This window comes from Caldicellulosiruptor acetigenus (assembly GCF_026914305.1).
Taxonomy (GTDB): Bacteria; Bacillota; Thermoanaerobacteria; order Caldicellulosiruptorales; family Caldicellulosiruptoraceae; genus Caldicellulosiruptor; species Caldicellulosiruptor acetigenus.
Map to the genome: position 1 here is coordinate 1,873,057 of NZ_CP113866.1, position 18,928 is coordinate 1,891,984.

Here is an 18,928-nt window from a genome sequence, read left to right on the forward strand (position 1 = left end):
ATTCATACTGCTCTTTTAGTATACTTTTTACATCTTTTATTTCTTTGCAGCGCCTGCTGCTTGTTGTTTTGGCCTTTTTGCACCGTACTTGGAACGGCCCTGTCTTCTGTTAGCAACACCAGCACAGTCCAAAGTACCTCTTACAATGTGATATCTGACACCTGGCAGGTCCTTGACTCTTCCGCCTCTTACCAGCACAACTGAGTGCTCCTGTAAGTTGTGACCAATACCAGGGATGTACGCTGTCACTTCAATACCATTTGTAAGTCTTACCCTTGCAACTTTTCTTAAAGCTGAGTTTGGCTTTTTAGGTGTTACAGTTTTGACAACTGTACAAACCCCTCTTCTCTGAGGACAGCTGATATCATAATATTTTTTCTTCAAAGAGTTAAAACCTTTTTGAAGTGCTGGCGCTTTTGACTTTTCAACCTTTTTCTCTCTGCCGTACCTAACAAGCTGGTTTATTGTTGGCATTCTTGCACCTCCTTGAAAAAATCTTATTCAATTATCGCGGCAGACGATGCTGCCACACTTATACCACAAATTTTCCCAAGCTCTTTTTTGGAATCCACAAATACAAGCTTTATTCCTTTTTGCTTGCACATATCTATTATATCCCTCACTACCCATTCATCACTGTCCTTTGCGACAAAAACAACCTTTGCTTTGCCTTTCTGGATAGCTTGGGCAGTCTGGCGCGCACCAACTGTCTTTGGTGAAGTTTTTAAAGCTTCAATGTCTGATGATGACAAATTCACTTCCTCCCTCTTTTACATGGAAGGTGTAAAATTACACTCAAATATAATAACACTCAAATTATTTTATGTCAAGAAAGTTTAAAACCACATTCTGTTTTGTTTTTGTTGTAATCTCAAAAAATTTTTTACCTGTGAGCAGGTATACCTTTTTCGAGGTATACCCGCTCAAGCTTTCAATTTACTGATTTTCTTCAATAACAATATTTCTGTACTTTGCCATTCCAGTTCCTGCAGGAATTAGCTTACCAATGATGACATTTTCCTTAAGACCAATCAGCGGGTCGACCTTCCCTTTTATTGCTGCATCTGTCAATACCCTTGTTGTCTCCTGGAATGATGCAGCAGACAAGAATGACTCAGTAGAGAGTGCTGCTTTTGTTATACCAAGAAGCACCCTTCTGCCAAGCGCAGGACGTTTTCCTTCTGCTATTGCCTTGTCGTTCTCTTCTTCAAACCTGTGTATCTCTACAATGTCGCCAGGCAAAAGTTCGGTATCACCAGGGTCTTCTATCTTGACCTTCTTCATCATCTGTCTGATTATTATCTCTATGTGCTTGTCGTTTATGTCAACGCCCTGCATCTTGTAAACTTTCTGCACTTCTGCTAAAAGATAGCTCTGAACACCTCTTGGCCCTTTTATCCTCAAAAGGTCGTGCGGATTTATCGAACCTTCTGTCAGTTCATCTCCTGCCTGAACATAATCGCCATCGTTCACCTTCAATCTTGCTCCATACGGTATCTCATACGTTCTCTCTTCACCATTGTCATTCCTGACTGTTATTGTCCTCTTTTTGTCTTCTTTTATTGAAACATACCCTTCTATTTCAGAAATCACTGCGACTCCTTTTGGTTTTCTTGCCTCGAACAGCTCCTCAACCCTTGGAAGACCTTGCGTAATGTCCTGCCCAGCAATACCACCTGTGTGGAATGTTCTCATTGTAAGCTGAGTACCCGGCTCACCTATAGCCTGTGCTGCGATTATACCAACTGCTTCACCAACATTTACCGGCTGACCTGTGCCAAGGTCAAGTCCATAACATTTTGTACAAACACCGTACCTTGTCTTGCACTCTAAAACTGACCTTACATATACCCTGTTGATTCCTGCATCAATTATCTTCTTAGCTACTTCTTCTGTAATGAGCTCATTTTTCTTTACTATTACCTCACCTGTTTTTTCATCAACAATATCAGAAGCCGCATATCTTCCAATAATCCTCTCTTCAAGTGTTTCAATTACCTCTGTGCCATCTCTTATCTCTTCAACCCATATACCTTTGTCTGTTCCACAGTCCTCTTCCCTTACAATTATATCCTGTGCAACGTCGACAAGCCTTCTTGTCAAATACCCTGAGTCTGCTGTTCGCAGTGCTGTGTCCGCAAGCCCTTTTCGTGCACCGTGTGTTGAGATGAAAAACTCTATAACATTGAGTCCTTCTCTGAAGTTTGACTTAATCGGCATCTCTATTGTCTTACCAGACGGATTCGCCATGAGTCCTCGCATACCAGCAAGCTGTGATATCTGATTTTTGGAACCTCTTGCACCCGAGTTTGCCATCATGAATATTGGATTGAACTCATCAAGGCTCTGGATAAGTTCTTCAGTAAGCTTGTCTTTTGTCTGGTTCCATATAGAGATTACCTGTTCATATCTTTCTTCGTCAGAAATCAAACCATGTCTGTATAGTTTTTCAATGTTCTCAACCTTTTGTTCAGCCTCTGCTATGAGCTTTTGCTTGACTTCTGGAATTACCATGTCCGAAACTGAGATGGTAATTGCTCCTCTTGTTGAAAATTTAAATCCAAGTTCTTTTATCTCGTCCAGTATCTCTGCTGTTCGGGTATTTCCATAAACCTTTATACACCTGTCAATGATTTTTCCAAGCATCTTTTTGTCAACAAGTGTGTCAATTTCATACTTGAGAAGATTTTCTCTCCTGCTTCTATCAACAAAACCAAGGTCCTGCGGTATTACCTGATTTAATATGATTTTGCCAACTGTTGTCTCAACAAGTCCAGAGATAACTTCTCCATTTACTTGTGCTGTCCTTTTAACCTTTATTCTTGCATGAAGACCAACAACCTTGTGCTCATATGCCAAAAGTGCTTCTTCTTCTGATGAGAATATCATCCCCTCACCCTTGTCACCTTTCTTTTCAAGAGTGAGGTAGTAAATTCCTAAAACCATATCCTGGGTCGGAACTACAATTGGTTTACCGTCTGCCGGCTTTAACAGGTTGTTGGCAGATAACATCAAAAACCTTGCCTCAGCCTGAGCCTCGGCAGAAAGTGGAACGTGTACTGCCATCTGGTCGCCGTCAAAGTCAGCATTGTACGCTGTACAAACAAGTGGATGAAGTCTTATAGCCCTTCCTTCGACAAGTACCGGTTCAAAAGCCTGAATACCAAGCCTGTGCAAAGTGGGTGCTCGGTTTAGCAGCACTGGATGGTCTTTTATTACTTCTTCTAATATATCCCACACTTCACTTCTCTGTCTTTCAACTGCTTTTTTTGCATTTTTTATGTTGTTGCAAATTCCTTTTTCAACCAGTTTTTTCATGACAAATGGTTTGAAAAGCTCTAAAGCCATCTCTTTCGGAAGACCGCATTGGTAAATCTTAAGCTCAGGCCCTACAACTATAACAGAACGTCCTGAATAGTCAACTCTTTTCCCCAAAAGATTCTGTCTGAACCTTCCCTGCTTTCCTTTGAGCATATCAGATAGTGATTTTAGCGGTCTGTTACCAGGACCTGTTACTGGTCTTCCTCTTCTTCCATTGTCTATAAGAGCATCAACAGCTTCCTGAAGCATTCTCTTTTCGTTTCTGATAATTATATCCGGTGCACCTAAATCCATTAGTTTTTTGAGCCTGTTGTTTCTGTTTATCACTCTTCTGTAAAGGTCATTTAGGTCAGATGTTGCAAACCTTCCGCCATCAAGCTGGACCATGGGGCGAAGTTCAGGTGGGATGACAGGTATAACATCAAGTATCATCCATTCAGGACGGTTGCCAGACTTTCTAAAAGCTTCAACAACCTCAAGTCTTTTGATTATCTTTAATTTTTTCTGGCCTGTTGCAGTCTCAAGTTCTTGCCTGAGCTCTTGCGCCAGTTTGTCAAGGTCAATCTCTTTCAAAAGCTCTTTGATTGCCTCTGCTCCCATCCCTGCCTTAAACCTGTCGCCATATTTTTCTTTTAGTTCCCTGTACTCTTTCTCTGAGAGAATTTGTTTCTTTTCCAAATTTGGTACATCGCCCGGGTCAATTACCACATATGCAGCAAAGTACAAAACCTTTTCTAAATTTCGCGGTGTCATGTCCAAAATCAAACCCATCCTGCTTGGGACACCTTTGAAATACCAGATGTGAGAGACAGGGGCAGCAAGTTCAATGTGCCCCATTCTCTCACGTCTTACCTTTGCTTTTGTCACTTCAACACCGCACTTGTCACAAACAACACCTTTATATTTGACCTTTTTATACTTTCCGCAGTGGCATTCCCAGTCCTTTGTTGGACCAAAAATCTTTTCACAGAAAAGTCCATCTTTTTCAGGCTTGAGTGTTCTATAGTTTATGGTCTCGGGTTTTTTAACCTCACCGCGTGACCATTCTCTTATCTTCTCAGGAGAAGCAAGACTGATTTTAATAGCATCGAAATTGAACAAGTCCATCGGTCTTAACACCCACCTTTTTGAGGTTTTACTCATCTATATCATCATCAGCATCCTGGTCGTCTTCTTGTGTTGCATTCATCAAATCCTCATAAAACTTCTCCTTGTCATCTTGAATATCTTTGTCATCTTCTATTTCATCGCCGCCTATCTCAAAAGCTCCAAGCCCTTGTGGCTGCTCATCCTCATCGACAGATTCTTTGAGCTCAATCTCCTTGTTGTCCTCAGACAAGAGCTTTACATCCAGACACAGGCTCTGAAGCTCTTTTACAAGCACCTTGAAAGATTCGGGAATTCCTGGTTCTGGAATATTTTCTCCTTTTACTATCGCTTCATATGTCTTGACTCTTCCTGTTACATCGTCAGATTTTACAGTCAAAAGCTCTTGCAGCGTATATGCAGCACCGTACGCTTCAAGCGCCCAAACCTCCATCTCACCAAATCGCTGACCACCGAACTGAGCTTTACCACCAAGAGGCTGCTGTGTAACCAGCGAATACGGTCCTGTGGAACGTGCATGAATTTTATCGTCAACAAGGTGCACAAGTTTTAGCATGTACATGTAACCAACAGTTACTTCATTGTCAAATGGTTCACCTGTTCTGCCATCATACAAGATTGTCTTACCTGTAGGATTTAAACCTGCAAGTTTTAATGCCTCTTCGATATCTTCCTCTTTTGCACCGTCAAAAACAGGTGTTGCAACCTTCCATCCAAGCGCTTTTGCCGCATACCCAAGGTGAGTCTCCAAAATCTGACCAATGTTCATACGCGATGGCACGCCAAGCGGATTTAGAACTATGTCAACAGGTGTGCCGTCAGGTAAAAATGGCATATCCTCAACAGGCAAAATCCTTGAGATAACACCTTTGTTCCCATGGCGGCCTGCCATCTTGTCACCAACTGATATCTTCCTTTTCTGAGCAACATACACCCTCACAAGCTGGTTTACACCCGGTGGAAGCTCATCTCCCTTGTCGCGAGAGAATACCTTTACATCTACAACAATTCCACCTTCACCGTGCGGTACCCTCAAGGACGTGTCTCTTGTCTCTCTTGCCTTTTCACCAAATATAGCTCTCAAAAGTCTTTCTTCAGCTGTAAGCTCGGTCTCACCCTTTGGAGTAACCTTGCCAACAAGAATGTCACCGCTTTTTACCTCTGCACCGATTCTGATAATTCCTCTTTCATCCAAATCCTTTATTGCATCTTCGCCAACATTTGGAATATCTCTTGTTATTTCTTCAGGTCCAAGCTTTGTATCTCTTGCCTCACACTCATATTCTTCTATGTGAATAGAGGTATAAACATCCTCTTTTACAAGCCTTTCTGAAATCAAGATAGCGTCCTCATAGTTATAACCTTCCCATGGCATGAAAGCAACCAGGACGTTTTTACCAAGCGCAAGTTCACCATGGTCGGTGGACGGTCCGTCTGCTATAACCTCTCCAGCTTTGACCTCTTGTCCTTTTCTCACAATTGGTCTTTGGTTAAAACATGTCCCCTGGTTAGTCCTCTTGAATTTCAAAAGATGATATACATCCTTTGTTCCATCATTATTTCTGATAACAATCTCATCAGCAGATACCTTTTCAACAACACCATCTTTTTTGGCAAGAATGCACACACCAGAGTCAACCGCAGCCCTGTATTCAACACCCGTTCCAATTATTGGTGCTTCAGTTTTCAAAAGCGGCACTGCCTGGCGCTGCATGTTAGAACCCATGAGCGCTCTGTTTGCGTCGTCGTTTTCCAAGAACGGAATGAGTGATGTTGAAACTGAAACAATCTGTTTAGGTGATATATCTATAAGGTCAACCTCGTGCTTGTCAACCTCTATGATTTCCTCACCAAACCTTACTGTAACCCTCTGGTTTATAAATCTTCCTTCTTCGTCAACAGGTTCTGTTGCCTGAGCAATCTTGTATGTGTCTTCCTCATCAGCTGTGAGATACACAACCTCGTCTGTAACCCTTGCTTCTTTCTTGTCAACCTTTCTGTAAGGTGTTTCTAAAAATCCGTACTCGTTGACCCTTGCATATGTTGCCAAAGAGGTTATAAGACCAATGTTTGGACCTTCTGGGGTCTCGATAGGACACATTCTTCCATAATGAGAATGATGCACATCTCTTACCTCAAACCCTGCTCTGTCCCTGGAAAGTCCACCAGGTCCCAAAGCTGAAAGTCTTCTTTTGTTTGTAAGTGCTGCCAGCGGGTTTACCTGGTCCATAAACTGTGATAGCGGGCTTGAACCAAAAAACTCCTTGATTGCTGCTGTAACAGGTCTTATGTTTATCAGTGTCTGAGGAGTTACAGTGTCAATATCGTGTATGTTCATTCTCTCGCGAATAACTCTTTCCATTCGTGCAAGACCAATTCTGAACTGGTTCTGCAAAAGTTCTCCTACTGCTCTTACCCTTCTGTTGCCCAAATGGTCAATGTCATCAGTTGTTCCGATACCATATTTGAGACCCAAGAAATAGCTTGTTGCTGCATATATGTCATCTATTGTAAGACAGTAAGGAACAAGCTCTCTTTCTTTTTCTTTTATAAGTCTTTTAATCTCAGAAACATCATTTGTTATCTTAAGAATATCATCTAAAACAGGCTTGTAAACAAGCTCTTTTATGTTAAGGTCAGATACATCAAATTCTACGTATCTGTCAAGTTTTACTGTATTGTTCCCCACAACCTTAAATGGTCTCTCTTCATCTGCATATACCCATACCTCGTTGATACCTGCATCCTGAATGTTTAATGCAATCTCTCTTGTAATTACCTCTCCTTCTTTGACCAATATTTCTCCAGTCATCGGGTCAACTACATCCTGGGCAGCTCTTTTGTTGAAAATCCTCTTCCACAGCGACAATTTTTTATTGAATTTATATCTTCCTACTTTTGCTAAATCATACCTTCTCGGGTCAAAGAACATATTGTAAAGAAGACTTCGAGCATTTTCAACGTTTGGAGGCTCACCAGGTCTTAGTCTTCTGTAAACCTCTAAAAGTGCATTCTCAACTGGATTGCCAAGCTCACCTTTATTGGCTTCTTTCTCAAGCGAAGCTTTCAGTCTCTCATCCTCGCCAAACTTTTCAAATATCAGCTGTTGATTGTAAAGCCCAAACGCCTTTAACAGGGTTGTGAGAGAAACCTTCCTTGTCCTGTCAAGTCTGACAGACAAAAGCTCGCTTGCATCAGTTTCGAATTCAAGCCATGCACCTCTGTTTGGAATGAGAGTTCCTGAAAATATTTTTCTTCCTTGCTTATCAATGGAAGATGCAAAGTAACACCCAGGTGAACGGATGAGCTGGCTTACAATTACTCTTTCCGCACCATTGATGATAAATGTTCCGGTTTCGGTCATAATTGGGAATTCGCCCATATAAATGTCCTGTTCTTTTATCTCGCCTGTTTCTTTGTTTATAAGTCTGACCTTTACTTTTAGAGGTCTTGCATATGTTGCGTCTCTTTCTTTGCACTCCTGCTCTGAATACTTAGGTGGCCCGTCAAAATAATAGTCTACAAACTCCAAAAGTAAGGTTTCACTGTAGTCTTTAATAGGAGATATCTCTCTTAAGACCTCTCTAAGCCCTTCATCCAAGAACCATTGAAATGACTTTTTCTGGATTTCCAAAAGATATGGCAAATCCAGAACTTCCTTAACCTTACCATAACTCATTCTTTGAACTTTGCCATATTGCACAGGACGAGGTAGTGCCAACTATATCACCTCTTAAAAAATTTCCTTATCTTTATTATTATTTCCTTAAAAATACAATCTATTCTTGAAAGCCTCACGATATCTCAGCTTTTATTGGAATAGTCCAAGTTGAAAGGAAGTTATACCCATATTAACGCATTTTGTTATTATAACATAAGCACTTTTTTGTGTCAATGAAGTGAATAAAATTTTTTGCCCAAGCTTTAAAAAATAAAGATGACCACTTACTTAATAGCTTTTTCAGTGGTCATCTCTTTTTGAGTGTTGTCAATCTTTATTAAACCCTCATACTCTATTTAAAAGCTCAACAATCTGGTCAGGGCTTAAAACAAGCTCAATTGCTCCCTTTTCAATGGCCGCTTTTGGCATACCAAAAACCACACAACTTTTTTCATCCTGTGCAATTGTGAGCGCCCCTTTTTTTCTCATCTCTAAAATCCCGTCGCTCCCATCTGAACCCATCCCTGTCATCACAATTCCAACAGAAGCTCTTCCGCAGGCTTCTGCTACTGAACTGAAAAGAATGTCTGCCGAAGGTTTGTGGCTTTTTATTTTTTCAAGGTCAAGCACTCTTGTACATAGTTTTCCATTTATCTCTTCCACCGCTAAATGGTAACCACCTTTCGCAATGTAGATGCAACCACCCTTTATCTCTTCCTTATCAGAAGCTTCTTTTATACATTTTGATGTAATGGTAGCAAGTCTGTCAGCAAACGGTTTTGTGAAGTTCGGCGGCATGTGCTGAACAACAAGAATAGGAATAGGAAAATCTTTTTTCAAAGACTTAAACATCCTTTCTAAAACTGGTGGACCACCTGTGGATATACCTATACCGATAACCCTTGCCAACCTTACCCTCTCAACAATGTTCTCTTCCAGTAAAATTTTCCCTTCAACAGCAGCTGGAAGTTCATGTACTTTTGACGCATCTTCTTTTTTACTCTCTTCGCACACCGCAGTAAGTTTTTTGATTAGCTCATACTTGAACTCTTCAAGCTCATCTTCAGAAGAGGGCTTTAGAATATAATCGAAAGCGCCTGCTGACAATGCCTCAAAAGTAGTGTAAGCTCCTGGGCGCGTGTATGCACTTATCATCAAAATCTTTGTATCTGTTATCTCTTTTATCTTTTTTATAAGCTCAACACCGTTCATATATGGCATTTCATAGTCAATTGTTATCACATCAAACTTAAACTTTCTAACCCTGTCAAGTGCAATGAGAGGAGTTTGAGCAACTGTCACAACAAATTTGCCAGTACTCTCTAAAACCGATTTTATGAGCTGTCTCATAAATGCCGAATCGTCAACAACCAATACCTTGTACATAAACTCATCACCAATACAATCATTTTTCATTAATATTTATTCCCAAAATTGCTGGTATCAAAACAGAACATACTCAGAAGCTCTGTACAACCTCATCTGTCAAGCCTAAAAATTCGTACAAATGCAGTATGGTAAACCTTTCTCTGATATTCGGTGCACATAAAAATGATATCTTAAAAAGATTCTCATCTATACCAATCTCCCAATAATTCATAGGTATTTCAAGTTTTTTGTAAGCATCAATCAGCTCATCATATATACCAATTGTTTCTTTTATCAACTCATCTATAACTTCTTTCTTTCCAACAAGCCTGTTTATCACATTATATCTAAACTCTTTATCATTTAACTTACTTACTCTTCCAATATTTTGTTTTATTATACTTTCAAAAGTTGGTTGAAATCCTCTCTTTATTATATCTTTCCAGGATTCTATATCTACTCTATATTCTTTCCTTTCAAGAATTCTGGATTTGTCAAGATTTAAAAAGTGCTCATAAAACCTCAGCACATAAAGGGTTGCAAGCCCAACTTTTATCCCATGATAAGTTTTTATTCTGTGATATTCCCAAAAATGAGAAAGATGGTGTTCACAGCCTGACGCAGGACGCGAAGAGTTAACTCTTGCCATCATAATACCAGAGGTTATTAGACCTTCCAATAAATTCTTATAAAAGTGGTTTTCGCCCACTGAATTCAGAGTTTTTAGATATGTATCTTTCACAATTTGTAAAACTTCCAAGTCTATCGTCTCATCAAAGATAATGTGTGAAAGTTGCCAGTCAAGAAGAGCAGTAATCTTGCCCATCAAATCTCCGAATCCTGCTTTTTTTAAAATTTTAGGTGAATTTTCTATCACCTCCATATCCACAAAGATAGCCTCTGGCGATGATGCCAAGACTGTTGTTTTTAGGCCATTTATGGTAAGTGCTGCAACAGAAGAGGCAAACCCGTCCATTGAAGGTGCTGTTGGAAACAAAACAAACGGGACTTTGAACTTGTATGCTGTATACCGTGTTATGTCAGAAATTGTTCCACTTCCTACTCCCACAAATATATCTGCTTGTTCTATCTCAAACAAAACTTTTCCAAGCGCATACTCATCTGCCACAACATCTGGCTCAAAACATACAATCTTATATTTAATATTGGCCTTTTCAGCTGTTTCTTTGACTTTATTAGCACACACATCAAAGGTGTTTCTATCGCAAATAATCAGAGAAGATTTGTAACTATTTGCAGCCATGAACTCAGAAAATACCTCATAGGGTCTTTCCCATACAACTTCCATTTTGGTCTCTCCTTTTTTGGGAATTCATTTGATCTCCTAAGAATAAAGAATTTAAAAAAAGGCTGCCAAAAACAGCCCCAAAAATATGGTACATATGCATCTTCCTGGCAGCCTTCTTCATCTTTTTTACTCTATCACTTTTTTGTCTACTTTTTCTTTTACCATTGCAATAAAATCTTCAATGGTAAACGAACCCAAATCTCCTTTTTTCCTATCTCTTACTGCCACAGTATTCTCTTTTTGCTCCTTTTCACCAACAATCACCATATACGGTATCTTTTGAAGCTGAGCATCTCTTATCTTGTACCCTACTGTTTCTGACCTGTAATCTTCTTCTACCCTAAACCCATTTTCTTTTAATATCCTTGCGACATTTTTAGCATACTCATTGAAATTGTCAGAAACAGGAATCACTCTAATCTGCACAGGCGACAGCCACACTGGAAAAGCACCGTTGTATTTTTCAATAAGCATCGCAAGCGTTCTTTCATAACAACCTATTGATGAGCGGTGGATAATAATCGGTCTTTTTTTCTGCCCATCTCTGTCTACATACGTCATATCAAACCGTTCTGCCAGAGCAAAATCTATCTGTATTGTTATTATTGTATCCTCTTTACCATAGACGTTTTTGAACTGAATGTCAAGTTTTGGTCCATAAAAAGCAGCCTCACCTTTTGCCTCTTTGTAATTTATTCCAAGCTTATCTAAGATATTTTTCATATCATTTTCTGTCTTTTCCCAAGCCTCAGGATTGTCAATGTATTTTTCCTTGTTGTTCGGGTCCCAGCGCGAAAATCTGTACCATATGTCGTTCTCAATACCAAGTGTTTTCATTATATACTGAATTAAATCCAAAACTCCCTTGAACTCTTCCTCAACCTGGTCAGGTCTGCAGATTATGTGTGCATCTGAAAGAGTAAACTGCCTAACCCTTATAAGTCCGTGCATCTCACCTGAACTTTCATTTCTGAAAAGTGTTGATGTCTCACTGTATCTTATTGGCAAATCCCTGTAGCTTCTCTGCTTTGAGTTATATATCAAAAACTGAAATGGACATGTCATTGGTCTTAAAGCCAGAACTTCATTTTCATCTTCCTCTATTACAAACATGCCATCTCTGTAATGGTCCCAGTGTCCAGAGATTTTATACAAATCACTTTTTGCCATGTAAGGAGTCTTTGTCAGAAGATAACCTCTCTTTTCCTCTTCATCCTCAACAAACCTTTGAAGAATCTGGAGGATTTTTGCGCCTTTTGGCATTAAAAGAGGAAGACCTTGCCCTACAACCTCGGATGTTGTAAAAATCTCAAGCTCTCTTCCTACTTTGTTGTGGTCACGTTTTTTTGCCTCTTCAAGCTTTTTGAGATACTCATCAAGTTCAGATTTCTTTTCAAAAGAAATTCCATAAATTCTTTGAAGCATTTTATTTTTAGAATTTCCGCGCCAATACGCACCTGCCACAGAAAGTAGTTTGAACGCTTTTACTCTCCCTGTTGAAGGAAGATGCGGACCTGTACAAAGGTCAACAAATTCACCTTGCCTGTAAAAAGATATAGTTTCACCCTCAGGAATGTCATTTATAAGTTCAACCTTATAATTTTCTCCCTTTTCCTGCATAAGCTTGACTGCTTCTTTTCTTGAGAGTTCAAATCTCTCAATCTTTAAGTCTTCTTTTATTATTTTTTGCATCTCTTCTTCAATCTTTTCCAAAAGCTCCATTGTAATTGACTCTTCAACATCAAAGTCGTAGTAAAAACCATTGTCAATTGCAGGTCCTATGCCAAGCTTTACTTTATCCCCAAAAAGCCTTTTGACAGCCTGAGCTAAAATGTGTGAGGTTGTATGCCAATAAACCTTCTTACCTTCGTCACTTGAAAATGTCACAACCTCAAAGCTGCAATCTCTTTCAAGAGATGTCCACAAATCCTTCAAAACACCGTCAATTTTGCACGCAACCGCCTCTTTGTAAAGTTTCATGGAGATTGTCTTTATAAACTCCAGTGCAGATATTCCTTTTTCTGCTTCCACCACTTTTCCGTCTGGAAGTGTCACAGCTATTTTGTCCATTGTGCTATTCTTGCCTCCTTTTGTGAAAAGATGGTATTAGCCTTTTGCAGAAACGCTCAAGATGAGCGTTATCAAGCTTTATATAGAATCAAAAAAGTCTGGACCCCCTCCTCATAGTTGTAGTAAAATATGTGTATATAAAACAAATTTTCTACTATGAGGAGGGTCCAAAATGTTCAAAAACAAACCTAATCAGCTTTCATTTTTAGACTTGTATTCCCACATAAAGGCCTCGGCTCTTTACAAGCCTGAAAGCCTCTTGGGCTTGTTCAACAAATTCATCGACTTGTCCAACTACATACCTTCTTCTTTCTACAAAGCCTACTACAAATACTTCGGTAAGCATAGATACTTCTCTTTAGAATCTATGCTTCTTTGCTTTTTTGTCCAAAAAATCCTTAAACTCAATACCTTAACCCAACTTCGCGCTGTCTTGCTTAACTCATATGAACTTCGCTCATTTTGTAATCTACATGGCAATGTCCCTTCTATCTCTACTTTCTCTCGCTTCAGAAAAATATTTGCAAGCGAAATCCAAAAACTTTTCCAAAATATCTCTATCCATGCACACAATATCTCTATCCAACAATGCCCTGAACTTGCTTCAATCCTAATCTTCGATACAACCGGTATTGTCCCAAAGGTTCGTGAAAACAACCCTAAATTCATTCAATCACTCTTGAAAAATACCTCAAAAGCTAACCCTGAGCTGTCTTCTGACAAAATCTACTCTCTTGTTTATTCTTCTTTGCCTAAAACTGCTAACGCTAATTCTAATATCCGCCTTATGTTCGTAAATGGCCATTTCTGCTGGGCTTTAAAATTTGCTGTCATTACCAACGCTCTCGGTATTCCTTTAGCTTTAGTTCCTCTGTTTGACTCTGATTCTCCTTCGTCAGACCCACTGCAACATAAAGCTATCTCTGACTCTAAAGCTTTAATTCCTTCACTCGAAACTCTATTCTCTTATCTACCTAAAAATTTCTCTACTTTCATCGCTGACAGTGCCTTGGATTCACACAACATCTACTCCACTTTAAAAAATTCTTTCAACTTCTCCAAAATTGTTATCCCTCTAAATACAAGAGCCTCTAAAAATACTACACCTACTTCAGACCCTAATATCGTTATATCTGAAGATGGTGTCCCAATCTGCAAAAAGTTCAATAAACCTTTTAAACCTGAAGGCAAATGTCAAGGCAAAAATCGCTCATTGCGCTTTAAATGGATTTGCCCTATGTCTTGTTACAAAGACGGCAAACGCATCTGCTCTTGCCCTCAGCCTTGTACTACCTCTAAATCGGGCAGAATGTTCTATACATACCCAGATAACTTTCGCTCTTTCCCAGGAATCAACAGAAATTCCCAAGAGTTTTTTGACCTCTACAAAAAACGTGTCGCTGTAGAGCAGACTATTTACCACCTAAAATCCTACATGGGCTCTGATACAACACAAACTCTTGATCATATTCCTATTTTCTCTGATTTCTTGCTCTCTGCTATTACTTATTCGCTCTTATTTATCCTTGCTCACAACATTAAACTCTATTGTTCTAAATTAACTATCAAAAAACTGAGCAAACTTAAAAAACTTATAGCTTAAAACTACAATTTTTCTTGAGTAATTAATCCACTAAAGTTAACCTACTAACTAAAGGTTTATGATTTTGTTTTTTATTTAACCTTCTAAAACTTAGAGTTTAGAAGGCTTAGGATGCTATTGTCTTTTTTGAACTTTTCAATCCTTGTCGTATATTTGCTCCTGAATACTTTTGTTATCATTGATAATATATGGTTTCAATCCTTCTCTTCTTTTTATATTTTAATTGTATTTCCTGTTTATACTGGCATCTTTTCCCTTCAATCACCACCTATTTTGCAAACGGCTATGAAAAGATGGTATAGTATTTTAAACTTCCTTGTTTAGCAAAAGCTCTTTGAAATCACCAAACCACTTAGAGAAAACTGCCTGTGAGATTCCAAAAATCTTGGCTACATCTTTTTGTTTTATCTTCTCTTTTTTCATGTACTTTTTGAACACATACCAAACAATTGCAGCAATAGCCTGAAGATTTAACCTGGGCTTTTCAAGCGGAAGACTTTTTAGAAGATTAAAAATAGCCTCTTGGTCTTTCTGATTTAATTCAACATGTTGGTGAAGAATTTCCATAACTTTTTGTCCATTTTCCTCGACAGTTTGAGAAAAATAATTGTCAATATGACTTTGGAGCTGTCTTCTAAATTCCTTTTCGTCCATGCCTTCCAAAAACTTAAAACCTGTTTCGAAATAGTCTATAGTGTCTTTTTCAAATGTCTTTATTACATTATCGACCTTCTTTAAAAAATAGTCAATCCTTATCTCAGGCATCTCAAAGTTCTTTTTTAAGAACTCCCAAATTTTTTTAGCTTTCATGTACTTTCGTGTATTGTAAAGGCTTACCGCTTCAATATGTTTAAAATACGGCTCTCTTGTAATCTCAAAAAGTTCATTTGCACGCTGGGCAATTTCGCTGTGCTGATTTAACTTGATAAGAGTGTCCAGAATCTTTATTTTATCTTTACTATCGTATGTTTTTATGTCCAATACCACTTTTAAATGTCTTTTCATCTCTCTTTCTTTTCCTATGCTGCTATAGAAAAATGCCAAGTTACAGTTTGCATATACATTGTACTTGTCAATTTGAAGTACTTTTTTTGCCTCTTCAATTGCTTTTTGAATGTCACCCATATAAAAATAAGCAAGTGAAAGGTTGTTCCTTGCAGCAAGGACACTATCATCTTTTGCCAATATCATCTTGAAATATTTCATTGCATCTTCATATCTGCCACTTTCAAGAAGAAAATTTCCTCTTTCCAACAACTTCGAATATTTTTCTATTTCTTTTTGTTCTTTTTCAAACTCTTCCTGGCTCTCAATAAAGTCAATAAGGTCTTCTGCAGCTTCTTTAAACTCAATATTGTTGCTAAGCTTCACATACCTCTTTAAAAAATTCTTTGCTTCCCTGAACTTGCCCATTTCAAAAAAGTTACATCCAAGGCCAAACAAAGAGTCATAAAACTCTGGACTATCTTTTGTAAGCTCGCTCAAGAGTTTATTTGAAGTTTCAAAATCCCCAACCTGTGCTAAAAGCCCAGCCAAGTTAAACTTTATCTCAACATTTTTATTATCAAGTTCAAGAGCTTTCATGAGCCTTTTTATGGCAAGCTCTACTTCTCCCTTTTCATAATGTTTAATCCCAATCTTAAAATACATTGAGGATGTAGGATTGAGACTAATTACCTTTCCCTTGACCATTTTTCATTACTCCTCTTTTTTACAGTTTATCAATAGGTGGCAATATTATTTTAAATGTATTCTGTGAGTTTATATTTATAATCTTCACATTTGGATATGTTTTTCTTATCCTTGATATTCCCTTGCCGGCTTTCAAAAAGAGATTACTGTCGTCTAAAATTATCATTTTTTGATAAATCCACGGATTCCGACGTCTTGGTATAATTTCCCTACCCATACTAAATATCATATTGCTCTCAAGAAGACATCCGGGATTTGCAACTTCAATGCTTCTCTCACTAATCTTGACTGCCGTGCATCTTGTCAGGTCATAATAATCCCTGTGAACAAGTGCATTTCCAATTGCTTCGAACAAAGCCCACAGGTCCTTCTGAGGATATTTCTGAGTAAAAAAATTTATAGTCTTTTTGATTATACTATATATGTTACCACAAATAATCTGAATTTGGTCAAAAAATTCAATTGTCAAATACGCTGACGGCAAAAATCTCTCTGGATATTTTCCAAACACAAGAATACCTGCTAAGGTAGGATAAAGATTATTATTTTCTCTATCTCTTTGGACAATCCCAAAACTTTCAAGCAAAATTAAGTTATCCCACTCGGATGAGATGCCACTTCTTTTAAAAAATATAGAGATTAGCTCAGGTTCAAGGTCATTTAAATTTGCATTTCTTACAATAGACATCTCAAAATTGACGCTGCCGCTTTCTTCAAACATGGAAGCTATCTCTTCTCTTCTTGCAACGTCTGTTGTTGACCCGCGTCTTATATAAAACACGCCGTTTTGGACCATCTGATGAGGTCTTAGACTGCTTTTGTATATTGTGAGTACGCCAAGTTTTTTATCATTGTACTCTACAATCTCAAATTTAATTGATACAGGTGGGTCACACCTACTTGAGATTATTTGCTGAATTTTTTCTTCAGAGATGTTCTCGTCTTTAATTCCAACAATTCTTTTTGTCTTATCTTCAACCCCAAAGATGATATAGCCCCTTCCACCTCTTGAATTTGCAATGGCAATGACGTCTTTTACAAGCTCTTTCTTTTCACCATCTGTCTCAAGCGAAAGAGACTGTTTAAAATCAAGTTTCGGTCCCTCATCAGACTCAAGTAGCATTTTAAGCTTGTACTTATCCATCTATCTTCATCTCTACCGAATTTAAGATTTTTTCCTCTTTAAGCACACTCAAAAACGCCTCAAAAACTTCAGGGTCAAACTTCTTGCCAACATCTTCTTTCATAATCTCTAATGCCTTTTCCTCTGAAAAAGCACTGCGGTAAGGTCTGTCTGTGGTAAGAGCATCAAATACATCTGCAACAGAGATTATCTTTGACTCAAGGGGAATTTTGTCTCCTTTTATCCCCAGCGGATAGCCACTTCCATCTACATTCTCGTGATGGTACAAAATAATCTCTTTTATATTATCAAAATATTCAATGTTTGAAAGAATGTTATAACCATCCAATGAATGTCTTTTGACAATGGAATATTCTTCTTGCGTGAGCTTGCCAGGTTTGTTTAAGATACTTTCCGGAATTACAATCTTGCCAATATCGTGAAGATATGCGGCAATTTCTAAGTCAAACAGGTCTATCTTATATCCCTTTGAAGACAGTTTTTCTCCAATTTTCTTGCTGTATTTCATAACCCTTTCTGCATGTCCTTTAGTGTAAGGATCTTTCATTTCAATAATAGAAATTAAAAGCTTTATCGCTCCTTCAAAGTTTCTCTTCTCTTTCTCAAATAGTTCTTTCAAGAGTTTATCCTGCTGCTTTAATATCGAAATCTTGCTTTTTATTTCGTTTGAAAAATATTCCAAAATAAGCTCTACATTTTTAAACCTCCCCTCTTTCTTTACGGTTGGTTTTGGAGTGGTTACATCCCCGTTTATTCCAGAAAATAGCGAAATAGCGTAATCCTCAAGCTGAATAACTTTTCTTGTAAGATATACTCCACCTAAAAATGCAATAAGTAAAGTCAAAGCCACGAGAAACAAAAATGTAATAATAAGCAGTTTTTCAAAGTGTCTTTTTATATTCACAAGTGTTCTTTCATTATAATTGATTACAAGTGTTCCTATCTTATAGCCTTCAATATCAAATAGCTCAACATGATTTTTAAGAAGGTTTTCTTCGGTAGATACATTTGTTTTATCCACGAAATATATTCTATCCACCATGTAAGGCTGTATCAAAGGCACAAACTCACCAATATCCCTTGCCAGAAAAAGTGCTCCAGCAACAGGTTTTGTTAAATCTTTGTCGTCCAAAACAGGCGAACATACAAATGCAAATACCTTATCATTTATCTTAAGAAAACCTCTTTCAACAGGTATTAAATTTATATCATTAGAATGATAAACTGTACTTATTACTTTTTTGAATATCTTGAATATTTTTGTACTATCAGAGCTTTTAATATCTCCAAATGGAGAGTGATACGATATAATCTTCCCCTCTTTCGAAAAACCAATTATTAAAGAAAAATTGTAAGGTTTTTGAGAAAGCCAGCTTGTCCAGTAAAAGTTGATTGTCTCTTCATCCTTCGTCAAAACAGCTCTGTAAAGTTCATTCCAGATAGCATATTCTTTTGCTATGTTTGACATATCATCAAAAATCTTTTGAGTTATCCTCTCTAATGTTTGTTGTTGTTTGTTCACAAAATAATCATAGGTAATTTTTTCGTACTGCGGAATTATGTTATTCATTACATATATAGCGACAACAGTTGTTGGTAAAAACGCTATTATCAGTGTAAGAACAAGTATTTTAAATCTCAGCTCCACCTTGC

At 38.0% G+C, this 18,928-nt stretch carries 11 protein-coding genes; 1 reads left to right on the top strand and 10 read right to left on the bottom strand.

The window, feature by feature from the left end; all coding sequences use genetic code 11:
* Positions 1-36: 36 nt before the first annotated feature.
* The 7 genes from rpsL to thrS form a co-directional block, all read right to left on the bottom strand.
* Positions 37-474, bottom strand: a complete 438-nt coding sequence (rpsL, locus tag OTK01_RS09350; protein WP_013290052.1) for a 30S ribosomal protein S12 — start codon at positions 472-474, stop codon at positions 37-39.
* 23 nt (positions 475-497) lie between these two features.
* Positions 498-752, bottom strand: a complete 255-nt coding sequence (locus OTK01_RS09355; RefSeq protein WP_013430775.1) for a L7Ae/L30e/S12e/Gadd45 family ribosomal protein — start codon at positions 750-752, stop codon at positions 498-500.
* 184 nt (positions 753-936) lie between these two features.
* The gene (rpoC, locus tag OTK01_RS09360) at positions 937-4,428 is read right to left on the bottom strand and encodes a DNA-directed RNA polymerase subunit beta' (RefSeq protein ID WP_029228766.1); all 3,492 of its coding nucleotides are present in this window, start codon (positions 4,426-4,428) and stop codon (positions 937-939) included.
* Positions 4,429-4,456: 28 nt separating this feature from the next.
* Complete coding sequence (rpoB, locus tag OTK01_RS09365) at positions 4,457-8,107, bottom strand: DNA-directed RNA polymerase subunit beta (protein WP_051129960.1); 3,651 nt, start codon at positions 8,105-8,107, stop codon at positions 4,457-4,459.
* 327 nt (positions 8,108-8,434) lie between these two features.
* Positions 8,435-9,505 carry a chemotaxis-specific protein-glutamate methyltransferase CheB gene (gene cheB, locus OTK01_RS09370; RefSeq protein ID WP_014042630.1) on the bottom strand — a complete coding sequence of 357 codons (1,071 nt, stop codon included), beginning with the start codon at positions 9,503-9,505 and terminating at the stop codon, positions 8,435-8,437.
* A gap of 43 nt (positions 9,506-9,548) precedes the next feature.
* Complete coding sequence (locus OTK01_RS09375; RefSeq protein WP_029228769.1) at positions 9,549-10,766, bottom strand: sn-glycerol-1-phosphate dehydrogenase; 1,218 nt, start codon at positions 10,764-10,766, stop codon at positions 9,549-9,551.
* A gap of 126 nt (positions 10,767-10,892) precedes the next feature.
* A complete protein-coding gene (thrS, locus tag OTK01_RS09380) occupies positions 10,893-12,836 on the bottom strand; it encodes a threonine--tRNA ligase (RefSeq protein ID WP_029228770.1) in 1,944 nt (647 codons plus the stop codon).
* 172 nt (positions 12,837-13,008) lie between these two features.
* Here thrS and OTK01_RS09385 point away from each other — a divergent pair, with 172 nt between their 5' ends.
* Positions 13,009-14,439: a transposase gene (locus tag OTK01_RS09385; RefSeq protein WP_269011518.1), complete on the top strand. Its 1,431-nt coding sequence runs from the start codon at positions 13,009-13,011 to the stop codon at positions 14,437-14,439.
* Positions 14,440-14,745: 306 nt separating this feature from the next.
* Here the strand turns inward: OTK01_RS09385 and OTK01_RS09390 are convergent, their stop codons facing one another.
* From OTK01_RS09390 to OTK01_RS09400, 3 genes are read right to left on the bottom strand one after another with little or no spacing between them, the layout of a single operon-like run.
* Positions 14,746-16,131, bottom strand: a complete 1,386-nt coding sequence (locus OTK01_RS09390) for a tetratricopeptide repeat protein (RefSeq protein ID WP_029229103.1) — start codon at positions 16,129-16,131, stop codon at positions 14,746-14,748.
* Between the two features lie 19 nt (positions 16,132-16,150).
* Entirely contained in the window at positions 16,151-17,275 is a 1,125-nt protein-coding gene (locus tag OTK01_RS09395) for an RNA-binding domain-containing protein (RefSeq protein ID WP_029229104.1), read from the bottom strand.
* Positions 17,268-18,923 carry an HD domain-containing phosphohydrolase gene (locus OTK01_RS09400; RefSeq protein WP_029229105.1) on the bottom strand — a complete coding sequence of 552 codons (1,656 nt, stop codon included), beginning with the start codon at positions 18,921-18,923 and terminating at the stop codon, positions 17,268-17,270. Before OTK01_RS09400 ends, OTK01_RS09395 begins: the two co-directional genes overlap by 8 nt.
* Between the last annotated feature and the right edge of the window lie 5 nt (positions 18,924-18,928).

Excerpts from the sequence above, each read along its gene's own strand:
- thrS (WP_029228770.1), bottom strand. The coding sequence starts at position 12,836 with ATGGACAAAATAGCTGTGACACTTCCAGACGGAAAAGTGGTGGAAGCA.
- rpoC (WP_029228766.1), bottom strand. The coding sequence starts at position 4,428 with ATGGACTTGTTCAATTTCGATGCTATTAAAATCAGTCTTGCTTCTCCT.
- OTK01_RS09375 (WP_029228769.1), bottom strand. The coding sequence starts at position 10,766 with ATGGAAGTTGTATGGGAAAGACCCTATGAGGTATTTTCTGAGTTCATG.
- cheB (WP_014042630.1), bottom strand. The coding sequence starts at position 9,505 with ATGAAAAATGATTGTATTGGTGATGAGTTTATGTACAAGGTATTGGTT.
- OTK01_RS09390 (WP_029229103.1), bottom strand. The coding sequence starts at position 16,131 with ATGGTCAAGGGAAAGGTAATTAGTCTCAATCCTACATCCTCAATGTAT.
- rpoB (WP_051129960.1), bottom strand. The coding sequence starts at position 8,107 with ATGAGTTATGGTAAGGTTAAGGAAGTTCTGGATTTGCCATATCTTTTG.
- OTK01_RS09385 (WP_269011518.1), top strand. The coding sequence starts at position 13,009 with ATGTTCAAAAACAAACCTAATCAGCTTTCATTTTTAGACTTGTATTCC.
- rpsL (WP_013290052.1), bottom strand. The coding sequence starts at position 474 with ATGCCAACAATAAACCAGCTTGTTAGGTACGGCAGAGAGAAAAAGGTT.
- OTK01_RS09395 (WP_029229104.1), bottom strand. The coding sequence starts at position 17,275 with ATGGATAAGTACAAGCTTAAAATGCTACTTGAGTCTGATGAGGGACCG.